Raw genomic sequence first — 13,904 nt, 5'->3', positions numbered from 1 at the left:
ACCTGACGGACAATCCATGCCTCTCAAGCCCGGCGCCGCGCTGCTGTTCGATATCGATGGCACGCTGGTTGAAAGTGACCCGCTTCACCTGCGGGCCTTCAATGACACCTTTGCGCCCTGGGGGCACGAATTCGATCGCGAACGGTTCGGGCGCGAATTGCAGGGCTTTGCCAATGAGGCGATCGCGGAGCGGTTTCTGCCGGGGGAGACGATGGAGCGCCGACGCGATGTGATGATGGGCAAGGAAGCGCGCTTTCGCGAACTGGCAGCCACCGGCATCGAACCGGTGCACGGCCTTTTCGACCTGCTGGACTGGGCCGACGAAAACGGCGTGCCGATGGTTGCGGTGACCAATGCACCGCGGCTCAATGCCGATCTGTTGCTGGATGCGATCGGCGTGCGAAGCCGGTTCAAGCATGTGGTGATCGGCGATGAGCTGGCCCATGGCAAGCCGCATCCGCTGCCGTATCTCGAAGGACTGCGACTGCTGGGAGCGGAGGCGGCGCACAGCGTGGCGTTTGAGGATTCGCGGACAGGGATTGCATCGGCGACCGGAGCGGGAATCGCGACGGTGGGGATGGCGACGGGATTGACGCCGGCGCAGCTGGTCGACGCTGGGGCGGTGATCGGGGTGCGGGATTACCAGGAGGCGGGTGTTTTGGGGTTGGTTCGGTCGAGGCTGTTTGCGTAGGCGAAGAGACCCCCACCCGGCCTCCCCCATAAGGCGGGGGAGGAGTGGCGCCGAGCTTGGGGAGGCAACTTCGACTGAACGCCGAACCAACTCATCCCCCTCCTAAAGGGGGAGGTTGGGTGGGGGTGCCTTAAAACAAGCTCATCTGCTTGCTTTCCAGCCTTGGGGCTTCGAAGAGATCGGTGCGCAGGCTGGGATGCTTGGTGTTGAGGCCGTAGCGTTCGCATGCCTTTTCGAAGCGCTGGCGCAGCAGGACGGCATAGGGACCTTCGCCGGTCATGCGGGTGCCCCAGCGCGCGTCGTAGTCCTTGCCGCTGCGGGTATCGCGGACGAGCGAAAGAACGTGGCGTACGCGATCGGGGAAGTGGCGCAACAACCATTCGCGGAACACGTCGCGCACTTCGCCGGGAAGGCGCAGCAGCACCATCGAGGCGCTGACGGCGCCTTGCGCCTTGCCGGCATCGAGGATGCGTTCGAGCTCCATGTCGTTGATGGCCGGGATCATTGGCGAGGCAAAGATGGCGGTCGGCACGCCGGCTTCGCTCAAGAGCCGGATGGCTTCGAGGCGACGGGCCGGGGAGGACGCGCGCGGCTCCATCTTGCGGGAAAGCTTGTGGTCCATGGAGGTGACTGAAATCGCGACCTTGACGAGACCCTGCTTGGCCAGTTCGGTCAGCAGGTCGAGGTCGCGGATGATTAGCGCCGACTTGGTGACGATCATGACCGGATGCTTGGTTTCGAGCATCACTTCCAGAATGCCCCGTGTCAGCTTGTGCTTGCGCTCGGCTGGTTGGTAGGGGTCGGTGTTGGTGCCCATGGCAATGGGCTTCGGCTTATAGTTCTTGGCCCCAATTTCAGCGCGCAGGGCTTCGACGGCATTGGATTTAACATAGATGTCGCGCTCGAAGTCGATCCCGGCGGAGTGGCCGAGATAGGCGTGGGTCGGGCGGGCAAAGCAATAGGAACAACCATGCTCGCACCCGCGATAAGCGTTGATCGAGCGCTCGAATGCAATGTCTGGGCTATCATTGGAGGTAATGATGGTCTTGGCGCGCTCGGTATGTTCCACCGTCTCGAACATGGGCAGCGGCTCGACCGTGCCCCAGCCGTCATCGAAGCTGTCGCGCTGATGCGTCTCGAACCGGCCGACGCGATTGGTCTGTGCGCCTCGACCACGAATACGCTCGGGCTGCAGTAGCTCACGCCGTGCGAGGTCGGCATCGCGGCTGAGGCTCAGACGTTCCAGGGCTTCGAAAGAGGGGGCCTGATAGAGGGCCATTTTCGGTTCTCCAGACTAGCGCACCAAGACGATGAATCATCTACGGGCGACACCGATATGGCTATCAGCTTTCTGAGAACAAAACAAGAACACTACAATGTGAGCGTGCTCGCCTGACTGTCATATCGGCATAGCGCTCATGCATTACAAGACTGGACGTCGCGACTTCGTGAGCGTAGACAACCGCGCTCCGCCAGGCCCATCAACCGCTCGCCACTCGTCCGCTCGCGCGGCGCGTGCGGCTTTGCTGACAAGGCTTGTCACGGAAGTTTGGAAAAGATGTCGAAGGCTGATGGCCTCCTCCGTCGTGAGGGCGACACGATCCTTGAAAGGGACACGAGATGACTATGGACGCGACCATGGATGCGCTGCCGCAAAGCGCGCCTCACCATCCCGACAATGCAGCACGGAACCGGCTGGTCATCGCCATCCTGCTGGTCTCGACCTTCGTGGTGTTTTTGAACGAAACCATCATGAGCGTCGCCATTCCGCACCTGATGACCGATCTCGGCGTGACCGCCGGCGCCGCACAGTGGCTGACCACGGCCTTCCTTTTGACCATGGCGGTGGTGATCCCGATCACGGGTTTCCTGCTTCAGCGCATCAACACGCGCCCAATGTTCATGCTGGCCATGTCGGTGTTTTCAGCTGGAACCCTGATCTGCGCTCTGGCTGCAGGGATTGAGCTGCTGATCGTCGGCCGCGTCGTTCAGGCCGTGGGCACGGCGATCATGATGCCGTTGTTGATGACGACGGTGATGACCCTGGTGCCGCCCGAAGGGCGCGGCAAGACCATGGGCAATATTTCGATCGTCATGTCGGTGGCGCCGGCGATTGGCCCCACTATTGGCGGTTTCATCCTCGGCCACTTCGACTGGCGCTTCATGTTCTATTTCACCCTGCCGATCGCGCTGGGTGCTCTAGTCCTCGGCGTGACCCGCATCCGTAATGTCTCGACGCCGCGCTATTCGCCGCTCGATGTGGTCTCGGTCATCCTGTCGGCTCTGGCTTTCGGTGGCCTCGTCTATGGTCTGTCGAGCCTTGGCGAAGGCGCCAACCATCCTTCGCCGATCCCCGCCTGGACACCGATCGCGGTTGGCCTTGTCGCGATGGCCGTGTTCATCTGGCGGCAAATGCGGCTGGCGGGCGAGAACAAGGCTTTGCTCGACCTGCGCACGCTGCAGCACCGCAACTATTCGATGGCGCTGATCACCATGGCCATCGCCATGGTTGCCCTGCTCGGCTCCTCGATCCTCCTGCCGATCTATACGCAAAGCGTGCTCGGGCTCGATACGCTTCAGACCGGCATGTTGCTGCTGCCCGGTGGGTTGCTGATGGGCTTCATGGGCCCAATCGTTGGCCGGCTTTATGACCGCGTCGGTCCGCGGCCTTTGCTGGTGCCGGGCGTGATCCTGGTTTCGTCGGTGATGTGGGCGCTGACCATGGTCAGCCAGACGACGCCGGTCTGGGCGGTGGTCGTGGGTCACATGACGCTGAGCTTTGGCTTGGCGCTGACTTTTACGCCACTCTTCACCTCGTCCATGGGCTCGGTGCCAATGCCGCTTTATTCCCATGCCAGTGCCATCCTTGGCTCGGTGCAGCAGGTGGCCGGTGCTGCCGGTATCGCCTTGTTTGTTGCAGTGATGAGCCTCACCACGGCAGCGCGCGCGGCAGAGGGGCTGTCGGGCGTCGATGCATTGGCGGCCGGTATCCGGGCAGGGTTCCTTTGCGGCGCAGTGATCTCGCTCGGGATGGTGGCCGCAGCGTTTTTCGTGCGCCGGCCACCAAACGCGCCCAGCGGCATGAGCCACGGCCACTGAAAACAGAACGGCGCCTCAAGGGGCGCCGTTCTTGTTTGGGCAAATTGGCAAACCGCCGCGAAGCTTTGTTAACGGGCGCTCTCTAAAGCTTTAGGGCCGAACACGAGTGTCGGCGTGAGAGACGCGCTGCCATGGACAACTTCGCCTTCCTGCTTCCGGTGACCATGGCGCTGTTCGGCGTCACCTTCCTGATCGTTGGCGCTACCGGCCAGCGGGTTGCGTTCGCCTGGGGTCTGGCCTTCGCCTTCGGCGCCATCGGCTTTACAGCGCCGATCCTGCCGCTGCCGATCAAGCTGCAGTCGCTTCTGGCCAATGCCGTGTTTCTGGTGTCGTTCTTCTATTACGGCGAAGCGCTCCTGACCCACTTCAGGGCGCCTCGTCTCGTCACCGTCCGCATAGTCTTCGCCCTTTTGGTTTATGCCGCGATCATCGTTGCCGTGGAAGGCTTCGAGAGCCTGCCGATGGAGCTCACGATTGCCGATCTGGCATCCGCGGTGCTGCTCGGCGTGCCCGTGTGTCTCGTCTTCTGGCGGGCGCAGACGCTGGCGGAGCGAGCGCTGGTGGCGGTTGCAACGGTCGTCGTCGTGGACATCGTGGCGCGCCTTTTCATCTTCAGCGTGCTTGTCGGTCTCAGCCCCGCGCTGGCCGATTTCGCTGGCTCGACCTACACCTTCTATATGCAGGCAAGCGTTGGCGTGTTGAGCGTCAGCTTTGCACTGGCCGCCATGGCATCGGTGGTGGACCGGATGCTCGCGGGCTATCGTGATGCCGCTGAACGCGACCCGCTGACCGGTCTTTTAAACCGTCGCGGCTTCGACGTGGCGGCCGCCTTGCTTTCGCCAGCCGACCGGCAGCGCGGCGTGGTGATGACCTGCGACATCGACCACTTCAAGACGGTCAATGACAGCTTTGGTCACGCCGCGGGCGACGCGGTGCTCAGCGGCTTGGCCGATCTCCTGGTTTCGCGCATGCCAGCCGGTTCGCTGGTCGCGCGCTTCGGCGGCGAAGAGTTCGTGGTTTTGCTGCGCGATGTTCCGCTGGCGAGCAGCGGCGCCCTGGCACAATCGATCCGCGCGGATTTTTCTGCACGCGACTGGCGTCCCGCAGGCGTCGACCGGCAGATAACGCTCTGCATTGGCCTCGCCGGGGTGAACCCGGAGGACGCGTCGTTGCACGATGCCTTGGCCCGTGCGGACCGGGCGCTCTACTCTGCCAAGGCGAATGGCCGCAACCGCGTGATGATCGACGCAGGTGAAAGCTATGTTGCTAGCCTGCGGGTCGTCCCCGCGACTAGCGCTCGCTGAGCCGCGGGATGATCTCGACGAAATTGCAGGGCGCGTGACGGTAATCGAGTTGGTGGCTCAGGATGCCTTCCCAGGCATCGCGGCAGGCGCCGCGTGAGCCGGGCAGGCAAAAGACGAAGGTCTCGCCGATCAGGCCTGCCGTGGCGCGCGATTGCAGCGACGATGTGCCGACGGTGGTCGCCGAATACTGGTGGAACAGCACGGAAAAGCCTTCCATGCGCTTGTCGAACAGCGGCTCGATGGCTTCGGGCGTGATGTCGCGACCGGTAAAGCCCGTGCCGCCCGTGGTGAGGATCACGTCCACATCAGGGTTGGCCACAAGGGCCTGGACGGCGGCTCGGATCAGCTGAATGTCGTCGCGCACCACTTGCCGCCCGAAGCATTCGTGGCCATCCGCCTCGAGCAGCGACTTCAGCAGTGCGCCCCCGGTATCGGTCTCGAGCGTGCGCGTATCGGAAACGGCAATGACGGCGATCCGGAGGGGCTTGAAGGCGCGATCCTCAAACTTTGCCGTCTTGAACATCGCTTCCGGGCTCCATTGTTTCGATCAGCTCTTCGGGCACCGCGGCTTCGCGATGCATGGGAGAAACGTCCGTATCATTATCGGTGCGCGGGTCCAGCACAAAACTTTCCGGCGTCGCATTGCGATCGCTCATCGGCTGGAACGGCGCGCGATCGGCCGCATCGACGCTGCGGCGGACGCGCATGCGGAGGTATGCTGCCAGGGCCAGGGCCGCATGGAACACGGCTGTCACCACGAAGAGGCCAACCGGGCTCCAGGCGCCCATGAACATCGAGGCCACGGCAGGGCCGATTGCCAAGCCGATGCCCAAGATAAGGAGCATGCCGCCGGCGATCTTGGCGAAATCGCCGTCCTTGGCGAAGTCGTTGGCATGAGCGACAGCGACGGCATAGATCGGGTTGGCGGCAAAGCCGTAGGCGGCAAAAAGCAGATACATGCCCCAGCCCGCCTCGGGATTGATGATGACGGTGAGCGCGCCGGCAAGCGCTGCAAAGCTCGACAATCCGATCAGGACGAGACGACGATCGATACGGTCGGAGAGGCGCCCAAAGGGCACCTGCGCGATGGCGCCGAGGATTGCGGCGACGGCAAAAAGAAGGGCGATGCCGCTGGCGTCGAGCCCCCGTTCATAGCCATAGACCGGTGCCAGCGTGCCGAAGGCGCCATTGGCCATGCCGACCGAGAAGGCGGCGATGGCGGCGACGGGCGAGGTTTTGTAAAGCAGCCGCACGTCGATGCGGGCATTGCTTAGGGGCTTCGGCTGCGGGCTCGAGGTAAGAGCGGTCGGCAGCACGGCGCAGATGAAGCTGATGGCGCCGATGACGAAGGGAATGTAGCCGGCGGTACCGGTGATCGACATGGCGATCTGCCCTAGCGTCGAAGCGGCCATGTTGATGGTGACATAGACTGAAAAGATCGTGCCGCGGCTCTTGTTATCGGCGACCTCGTTGAGCCAGCTTTCAACGATCATCGCCGCACCCGCAAAGCAGAAGCCGGACAGCGCGCGGAGAAGAATCCAGCCGATATCGTTGATCCACAGGAGGTTGAGGAGGATCGTGATCGTGCCGATCGCCGCCATCACCGAAAAGGCGCGGATATGGCCGACATTGCGCACGATCTGCGGCACCAGCAGCGACCCGGCGACGAAGCCGACGGACCAGCCGGTGCCGATAAGGCCCAGCGCCAGCAGGGAAAAGTTTTCTTCGGCACCGCGCACGGAGAGCAACAGACCCTGCAGGCCGCCGCCGAACATTAGAAGCGCGGAGCCAAGGAAGAGGGCATAGATTTTGATGACGGAAGCCATGACGCTATCGGCCTTCGTTGGAGGGTTGTGGCCTCAAATCACCTGAACGTGACGATAGCAAGGCTGTTCCGGAAGGGAAGCGCCTAACTCACCAGACCAAGCAACAAGGACAGTTGCGCGCTTGTTTGCTGGATAGCAGCGTTGTCGAGGATGCCGATTATCTTACCGACCTTGTCCCTGGGCAGAGTAGTCACCTTGTCCACCATGAGTTGGGACCTCTCGCGAAGACCATTGGAAGCGCTGGGTTCAATGATGATCCTGAATGCAATTTCGGCATCAATATGCGATGTGAAAGGAACAACCATTACGCCGGCCGTTTCGGCATAAAGATCAGATTGAATCACGAGGGCTGGACGTGGTTTGCCGAGATTACCGGACAGTACCACAACAACAAGGTCGCCACGCCTCAAGTCTCAGACCTGCTGATTTCCTCATCCATTTCGCGCCATGCAGCCTCAAGGAAGCTGTCTATTGTGGGATCTTGCCGGTCAGCCTCGGCAGCTAAGCGGGACTGTCGCGCGGATTCTTCCGCAAAGCCGGGGCGGGTGACATCAGGCACCCAGATGGTAACCGGACGCAGGCCTGCGGCTCTCATAGCGGCCTCTTCGGCCTTGGTGTAGCGCTTGGCGACTTGGGACATGGCTTTCTCCAAGCCTCAATCTAGTCCCGCAGTGCGCTGCGTTCAAGCCAGCCCTAGCTCCACCATTTTTGTCTTAAGCGCCAGAAGATCGCGCCAGGCTTGCTGCTTGGCGGGTGGGTTGCGGAGCAGATAGGCGGGGTGGAGTGTCGGCAAAGTGTCGACCTTATGGCTCCCAATGGAGAGCATTTCCCACTTGCCGCGCATCTTGATGATACCGTTCTTGCTCTTGAACACGGTCTGCATGGCCGGACCGCCAAGCGTCAGCACAAGCTTGGGCGCGACCAGTTCAACCTGACGCTGGAGGAAGGGCAGGCAGAGTTCGATTTCTTCAGGCGTCGGGGCGCGATTGCCGGGGGGGCGCCAGGGGACGGTGTTGACGATAAAGACCTTGGTGCGGTTGAGGCCAATGGCGCCAAGCATGCGATCGAGCAGTTGGCCGGCGCGGCCGACAAAGGGCTTGCCCTGGAGGTCTTCTTCGGCGCCCGGCGCTTCGCCAATCAGCATGATCTCGGCGTCCGGATTGCCGTCGGCGAAGACCAGCTGGGTGGCGCGGAATTTGAGGCCGCAGCCGTCATAGGCGTCGAGGATGGTGCGCAACTGATCGAGCGATTGCGCCGAAGCGGCGAGCTGTCGCGCTTGGGTCGGGTCGCCCCCGACGGGGCCGGCGGGTTGCGGCGCGGCAGCAGCGGGCACAGCTTTTGCCTGCGGCGTTGCGGCGGGGGCGCGTTGGGCGAAGCGGTCGACCGGGTCCTCGCCCACGGCCATGTCGACCCCGGCGGCCCGATACCAATCGAGCACCGAAAGCAATTCGGCGTTGTTGAGCGGCGGTCGATCTTGAGACATCGGGCTCCTTATGTCACACCGCGTTCGGTGCGACCAGTCGCGCCCTGGCCCTCGAAGAGACTTGTTCAATGGCAGAAGCCGGCACTCGCGAAACGCTGAATACGGATGTCCTGATCGTCGGCGCCGGCCCATCGGGCCTGGCTGCGGCAATTCGGCTGAAACAGCGCCATCCCGAACTTGCGGTGACGGTGGTGGAAAAGTCGGCCGAGATTGGCGGGCATATTTTGAGCGGCGCCGTCATGGACCCCGTGGGGCTCGATGCGCTGATCCCGGACTGGCGGCTGAAGGGCGCGCCGGTGGGGCCGGATGTCACCAAGGACACGTATCATTTCCTAACGGCCACGGGCGACTTCGCGCTGCCTCACGCCCTGGTGCCGCCGCAGATGAAAACGCCCAATGGCGTTATCGTCAGCCTTGGCCGGCTGGTGCAGTGGCTGGGCGAACAGGCGATGGAGCTGGGCATCGACGTCTTCCCGATGACGGCAGCGGTGGATGTGCTCAGGACCGGCGACGGACCGGTGCGCGGCATTATCACCGGCGACCTCGGTCGCGACCATGATGGCAATCCCAAGTCGAGCTTTGCCGAGGGGATTGCGCTCGAGGCCAAGTATACGCTGATCGCCGAGGGCGCGCGGGGATCGTTGGCAAAGCGTATCAAGAGCGACTTCAGCCTTGATCGCGAACCGCAAAAATATGGGCTCGGCATCAAGGAAATCTGGGAAGTGCCGGCAGATCGGCACCATCCGGGCCAAGTCGACCACTATCTTGGGTTTCCGCTGGGCAACGACACGGCGGGCGGCGGCTTCGTTTATCATGCCGAGGAGCGCAAGCTCTATGTCGGGCTCGTCACCTATCTCGATTACCGCGATCCGACGCTTTCGCCCTTCGACGAATTCCAGCGCTTCAAGACGCATCCGTCGGTGGCCAAGCTGCTGGAGGGTGGCACCTGCATCAGCTATGGCGCACGGGCGCTGACCGCCGGTGGCTGGCAGTCGGTGCCGACGCTGGCCTTTCCGGGCGGTGGGCTGATCGGTTGCGCCGCAGGCTTCATGAATGCGCCGCGGCTTAAGGCCATTCACAACGCGATCCTCTCCGGCATCGGCGCTGCCGATGCAGTGGGTGATGCGCTGGCCGAGGGCCGTCAGCACGACCTCATTGCCGATTTCGGGCCGTCGATCATGCGCACCGGCATTGCCCAGGAGCTGCGGGAGGTGGCCAATGCCAAGCCGCTTTGGTCCCGGCTGGGCACGATGGCGGGGTCGCTGGCCATCGGCGCCGAGCTCTGGTGGCGGGCAATCTTCAACTTCTCGCCGCTTAATCTGCGATCGCATGGCGGCGAAGACTATGCCAAGCTCAAGCCGATCGCGGATGTCACGCCGCGCAACTATGCCAAGCCGGATGGCAAGCTGACCTTTAACCGCGGGGCTTCGGTCTATCTCGCCAATCTGGCGCATGACGAAGACCAGCCGGTGCATCTCAAGCTTGCCGATCCGGCCATCCCCATCCGCGAGAACCTGCCGCGCTATGGCGAGCCGGCGCCGCTTTACTGCCCTGCGGGGGTCTATGAGGTAGCGGAAGAGGGTGGAGCGCCCGTGTTCCGCATCCATGCCGCCAACTGCGTTCATTGCAAGACTTGCGACATCAAGGATCCGGCCCAGAACATCACCTGGGTGCCACCCGAAGGCGGCAGCGGACCCAACTACATCGGAATGTGACCGCCGATTTGGCGACCAGCCTTGCGGCGCGGTCCCAAAACCGCCAATCTTTGCCCCGAAAGCTGCCGGCAACGGCATAGGGAGACCCAAGCCTCGTGAATCTCAACTTTTCCCGTCGTGCCCTGCGCGTCGCAGCGGCCGGTTTCCTGGCGCTGATGGTCTCGCCTGTTGCGGCCCAGACCAGCATTTTCGACATCAATACTGCGGCGCAGGACCTCTTGCGCATGTTCCGTCCCAGCGTGTCCGGCGGCTTTTTGGCCGGGCAGCAGGCCATGAAGGATCTGCGCACCGATGAAGCGGCGCGCACTTTCAATGCAGCAGCACAGGCCGATTGGGACAATCCGATCTTGCTGGACCGCGCCTTCGTGGCACTCGCAGCTGACGGGCGCGTTGCCGAAGCGGCCAACACGGCCAAGCATCTGATCGAGTTGCAGCCAGTGTCCGAACTGGCGCAATTGGTGGTCGCCACCGAAGCGCTCAAGCAGCGCCGCTATGGTGCCGTCGAACGGCAACTCGCCGATGTGGGCCAGGACAGCTTTGCCGGCATCACGGCGGGCATTCTGCGCGGCTGGGCACTCGTGGGTGACGGGCGCGGCGAAGAAGCCGATGCGCTGATCGCCAAGCTGGGCGCCGAAGGCCTTGAAGATTTTCTGGTCTTCCACCGTGCCCTGATGGCGCAGGTTTCAGGCGATACCAAAGGGGCGCTTCGCTATGCCGAACGTGCCTTTGAAGCCGAGCCCTATGTGCCCCGCATCGTCGAAGCCTATGCCAAGATGCTGGCCGCAGATGGTCAGCAGGATGCGGCGCTCAACGTCATCGACGAATTCGAAGCGCAGGGCATCAAGCACCCGACTACGACGGCACTGCGTGAGACGCTCGAAGCGGGCAAGCGGCCGGAAGCGTTTGCTGCCAGTGTTCAGGTCGGTGCAGCCGAAATGTTCCATGGGGTTGGCATTGCCCTCTCCCGCGACGGCAGTGCCGACCTGGCGCTGGTCTTCCTTCGCCTTGCCATGTATCTCGACCCGCAAGCCGACGTGATCCCGATGTCGGTGGGCGAATTGCTGGACCTTGCCGGTCAGCATGAAAGCGCTAATGCGCTTTACGATGCGATCCCCGCGACCTCTCCGATGAAGCCGACAGCGGTCATTCGCATCGCGCAAAACCTCGACGCCGGCGACAATCGCGAAGAAGGCATTCGGCGTCTGCGCAATATCGTGGCCCTTAACCCCGACGACCTGCAGGCGGTGTCTTCGCTGGGCGATATGCTTTCGGCCAATGAGAACTGGCTTGAAGCAGCCGAGGCCTATAGCGACGCTCTCCGAATTTCGGGCGGCGAAGCCGCCTCCGATTGGGGGCTTCACTATGTTCGGGGCATCGCCTACGAGCGGGGTGGCCAGTGGGAGAAGGCCGAGGCGGATTTCAAGAAAGCGCTGGAGCTGAACCCGGATCAACCTGCGGTGCTGAACTATCTGGGCTATAGCTGGATCGACCAGGACATGCATCTGGACCAGGCCCTGGGCATGATCGAGAAGGCCGTCGAAGCACAGCCGGAAGACGCCTACATCATCGATTCGCTGGGCTGGGCCTTTTATAAGCTCGACCGGATCGATGAAGCGGTCGAGACGCTCGAGCGCGCGGTATCGATCCTGCCCAACGATCCCGAGATCAACGATCATCTGGGCGACGCTTACTGGAAGGCCGGCCGCAAGCGCGAGGCTCGCTTCCAGTGGAACATTGCCACCTCCGTGGACAAGGAAGGCAAGGTCGCGGCTCGTGCGGCACCAAAGCTGGCCGATGGTCTGACGCCGCAGACTGAAACCGAATAGGCTTTGATGCCCGCTTCTGTTCTGGAGTCGGCACCGGCCAAGGTGAACCTGGCGCTGCATGTAACGCGGCGGCGGGAGGACGGCTATCACGACCTCGAGAGCCTGATCGTCTTTGCCAATCTTGGGGATGAGCTGAGCGCGGAAGAGGCGGAGACCGACAGCCTCACGATCTCCGGGCCGTTCGGGCGGGCGCTGGGCACGGGACCGAACAATCTGGTGTTGCGCGCGACAGCGGCGTTCCGCGAGCGCTGGCCCGACCTGGCGCCGGGTGGCTTGCGCATGCACCTGACCAAGAACCTGCCGGTTGCGGCCGGGATTGGTGGCGGTTCGGCGGACGCTGCTGCGGCGCTCCGCACCATGGCTAGTCTTTCCGCGGAGCCGGTGCCTGTTCAAGACCTATCAGACCTGGCTGCAAAGCTGGGGGCCGACGTGCCCGCTTGCCTCCTGTCCCGGCCGCTTGTTGCGCGCGGGGTGGGCGAGATCTTGTCGCCTTTGCCGGAATTTCCCACTCTCTACATCACGCTGATCAATCCGATGATCGCGGTTTCGACGCCCGATGTGTTTCGTCGCCTCAGGGCACACGACAACTATCCGCTGCCGGCACTGCCATCGCCCATGACGCGGCCAGCGCAGCTGGGTCTGTGGCTCGGGGAAACCCGCAATGATCTGCAGCCGCCAGCGGTCAAGCTCGTACCGGAAATTGGCGTTTTGATCGAGGAACTGTCGGAGACCTCTGGCTGCATGCTGGCGCGCATGTCGGGATCGGGGGCCACGGTCTTCGGGCTTTTCGGCGCCGAGGGCCCGGCGCATGAGGCGGCGAACGAAATCCGCAAGCTTCATCCTGACTATTGGGTCGCCGCCGCGCCGCTCCTTGGCGCTAGGGCTTAGCTGGCGCGGCTGACGCTGTGCTCGACGACGTCGATGAGGATCGACTTCATTTCGCTCTCGGGAAGACCGTCGAGCGCGGCTACCGCTGCGGCGGCATGCTCCTGAGCCCTGCTGAAGGTGCGCTTGAGGGTGTCGTAACGCGTGAAGATCGCAACCACCTGGTGCACTTCAAGATCGCTGGCCTCGGCATTGCCCAGGGCATTGGCGATGATGGCACGCTCGCTGTCGCTGGCCGATTGCAGCGCCAGGATCACCGGCAGCGTCATCTTGCCTTCGCGCAGGTCATCGCCGACATTCTTGCCCAGCGTGCCGGACTGCCCGCCATAGTCGAGCGCGTCATCGACCAGCTGGAAGGCATTGCCGAGTTCGAGCCCATAAAGCGCCAGCGCCTTGCAGCCGGCTTCGTCGGCACCGCCGGAGATGGCGCCCACTTCACAGGCGGCTTCGAAGAGAACGGCGGTCTTGGCGCGGATGACCTCGGCATAATCCTCCGACGAGGTCTGGAGGTCGCCGGTCTTGGCGAGCTGGAACACTTCGCCCTCGGCCATGACGGCCGAGGCGGCGGAGAGGACGCCCAGGGACCGGATGTCGCCGGTCTCGACCATCATCATGAAGGCCTGGCCGAGAAGAAAATCGCCGACAAGGATCGAGGCCTTGTTGCCCCAGACCATGCGGGCCGCGGGCTTGCCGCGGCGCATGTCGCTTTCGTCGACGACATCGTCGTGCAGCAGCGTGGCATTGTGCATGAATTCGACGGCCGCCGCGAAATTGACGGCATTGCCCGTGCCACGGCCGAAGAGGATGGCGGCGGCGACGGTCAGCATCGGGCGCAGGCGCTTGCCGCCGCTGTCGATGAGGTAGCGCGCAAGCTCGGGCACCATGTCGACATGGCTATGGGCGCGCGCAAGGATCAGTTCGTTGACGCGCGTCATGTCCGCGGCGGTTGCGGCCATCAGGCGCTCCACCGGGTTCATTGCTGGCGTTGGATTGATTTGGGGCAGAACTGACACCGCCTAAAGGTCCTTGTTGCCATGCGGGCACTGGTGGCAAACGGGCGGACCCGTATATGGTC

Annotated in this window: 13 protein-coding genes; 6 read left to right on the top strand and 7 right to left on the bottom strand. The window is 63.1% G+C overall.

Annotation, left to right across the window (positions count from 1 at the left end; all coding sequences use genetic code 11):
• Window positions 1-16 precede the first annotated feature (16 nt).
• Complete coding sequence (locus tag JI748_RS10050) at window positions 17-691, top strand: HAD family hydrolase (protein WP_201630063.1); 675 nt, start codon at window positions 17-19, stop codon at window positions 689-691.
• Window positions 692-821: 130 nt separating this feature from the next.
• Here JI748_RS10050 and JI748_RS10045 read toward each other — a convergent pair whose 3' ends face one another.
• Window positions 822-1,970 carry a PA0069 family radical SAM protein gene (locus tag JI748_RS10045; RefSeq protein WP_201630061.1) on the bottom strand — a complete coding sequence of 383 codons (1,149 nt, stop codon included), beginning with the start codon at window positions 1,968-1,970 and terminating at the stop codon, window positions 822-824.
• A 347-nt stretch (window positions 1,971-2,317) separates the two neighbouring features.
• Between JI748_RS10045 and JI748_RS10040 the strand changes: the two genes are divergently transcribed.
• Both JI748_RS10040 and JI748_RS10035 read left to right on the top strand, forming a co-directional pair.
• Window positions 2,318-3,790: an MDR family MFS transporter gene (locus JI748_RS10040; RefSeq protein ID WP_233280488.1), complete on the top strand. Its 1,473-nt coding sequence runs from the start codon at window positions 2,318-2,320 to the stop codon at window positions 3,788-3,790.
• 131 nt (window positions 3,791-3,921) lie between these two features.
• Window positions 3,922-5,094: a GGDEF domain-containing protein gene (locus tag JI748_RS10035; protein WP_201630055.1), complete on the top strand. Its 1,173-nt coding sequence runs from the start codon at window positions 3,922-3,924 to the stop codon at window positions 5,092-5,094.
• Here JI748_RS10035 and moaB read toward each other — a convergent pair.
• From moaB to JI748_RS10010, 5 genes are all read right to left on the bottom strand, one after another.
• Window positions 5,081-5,617: a molybdenum cofactor biosynthesis protein B gene (gene moaB, locus JI748_RS10030; RefSeq protein ID WP_201630052.1), complete on the bottom strand. Its 537-nt coding sequence runs from the start codon at window positions 5,615-5,617 to the stop codon at window positions 5,081-5,083. The genes JI748_RS10035 and moaB overlap by 14 nt on opposite strands.
• Window positions 5,595-6,920 carry an MFS transporter gene (locus tag JI748_RS10025; RefSeq protein ID WP_201630050.1) on the bottom strand — a complete coding sequence of 442 codons (1,326 nt, stop codon included), beginning with the start codon at window positions 6,918-6,920 and terminating at the stop codon, window positions 5,595-5,597. Before JI748_RS10025 ends, moaB begins: the two co-directional genes overlap by 23 nt.
• Before the next feature lie 83 nt (window positions 6,921-7,003).
• A complete protein-coding gene (locus JI748_RS10020) occupies window positions 7,004-7,330 on the bottom strand; it encodes a type II toxin-antitoxin system PemK/MazF family toxin (RefSeq protein ID WP_201630048.1) in 327 nt (108 codons plus the stop codon).
• Entirely contained in the window at window positions 7,327-7,560 is a 234-nt protein-coding gene (locus JI748_RS10015; RefSeq protein ID WP_201630047.1) for an antitoxin MazE family protein, read from the bottom strand. Before JI748_RS10015 ends, JI748_RS10020 begins: the two co-directional genes overlap by 4 nt.
• 42 nt (window positions 7,561-7,602) lie before the next feature.
• Window positions 7,603-8,403: a uracil-DNA glycosylase gene (locus JI748_RS10010; protein WP_201630046.1), complete on the bottom strand. Its 801-nt coding sequence runs from the start codon at window positions 8,401-8,403 to the stop codon at window positions 7,603-7,605.
• A gap of 68 nt (window positions 8,404-8,471) precedes the next feature.
• On the opposite strand from JI748_RS10010, the gene JI748_RS10005 reads away from it, so the two are divergent.
• The 3 genes from JI748_RS10005 (at window position 8,472) to JI748_RS09995 (ending at window position 12,832) form a co-directional block, all read left to right on the top strand.
• Window positions 8,472-10,118 carry an electron transfer flavoprotein-ubiquinone oxidoreductase gene (locus tag JI748_RS10005; protein WP_201630044.1) on the top strand — a complete coding sequence of 549 codons (1,647 nt, stop codon included), beginning with the start codon at window positions 8,472-8,474 and terminating at the stop codon, window positions 10,116-10,118.
• A gap of 95 nt (window positions 10,119-10,213) precedes the next feature.
• Complete coding sequence (locus JI748_RS10000; RefSeq protein WP_201630042.1) at window positions 10,214-11,944, top strand: tetratricopeptide repeat protein; 1,731 nt, start codon at window positions 10,214-10,216, stop codon at window positions 11,942-11,944.
• A gap of 6 nt (window positions 11,945-11,950) precedes the next feature.
• Window positions 11,951-12,832 carry a 4-(cytidine 5'-diphospho)-2-C-methyl-D-erythritol kinase gene (locus tag JI748_RS09995; RefSeq protein ID WP_201630039.1) on the top strand — a complete coding sequence of 294 codons (882 nt, stop codon included), beginning with the start codon at window positions 11,951-11,953 and terminating at the stop codon, window positions 12,830-12,832.
• On the opposite strand, the gene JI748_RS09990 is transcribed toward JI748_RS09995, so the two are convergent.
• Entirely contained in the window at window positions 12,829-13,785 is a 957-nt protein-coding gene (locus tag JI748_RS09990) for a polyprenyl synthetase family protein (protein WP_233280487.1), read from the bottom strand. The two genes, JI748_RS09995 and JI748_RS09990, sit on opposite strands and share 4 nt — an antisense overlap.
• Window positions 13,786-13,904: the final 119 nt, after the last annotated feature.

The sequence above is a fragment of the Devosia rhizoryzae genome (assembly GCF_016698665.1).
GTDB lineage: Bacteria > Pseudomonadota > Alphaproteobacteria > Rhizobiales > Devosiaceae > Devosia > Devosia rhizoryzae.
The sequence above is the reverse complement of the archived record's forward strand: the minus strand, read 5'-3'. Positions and strand labels throughout refer to the sequence as shown.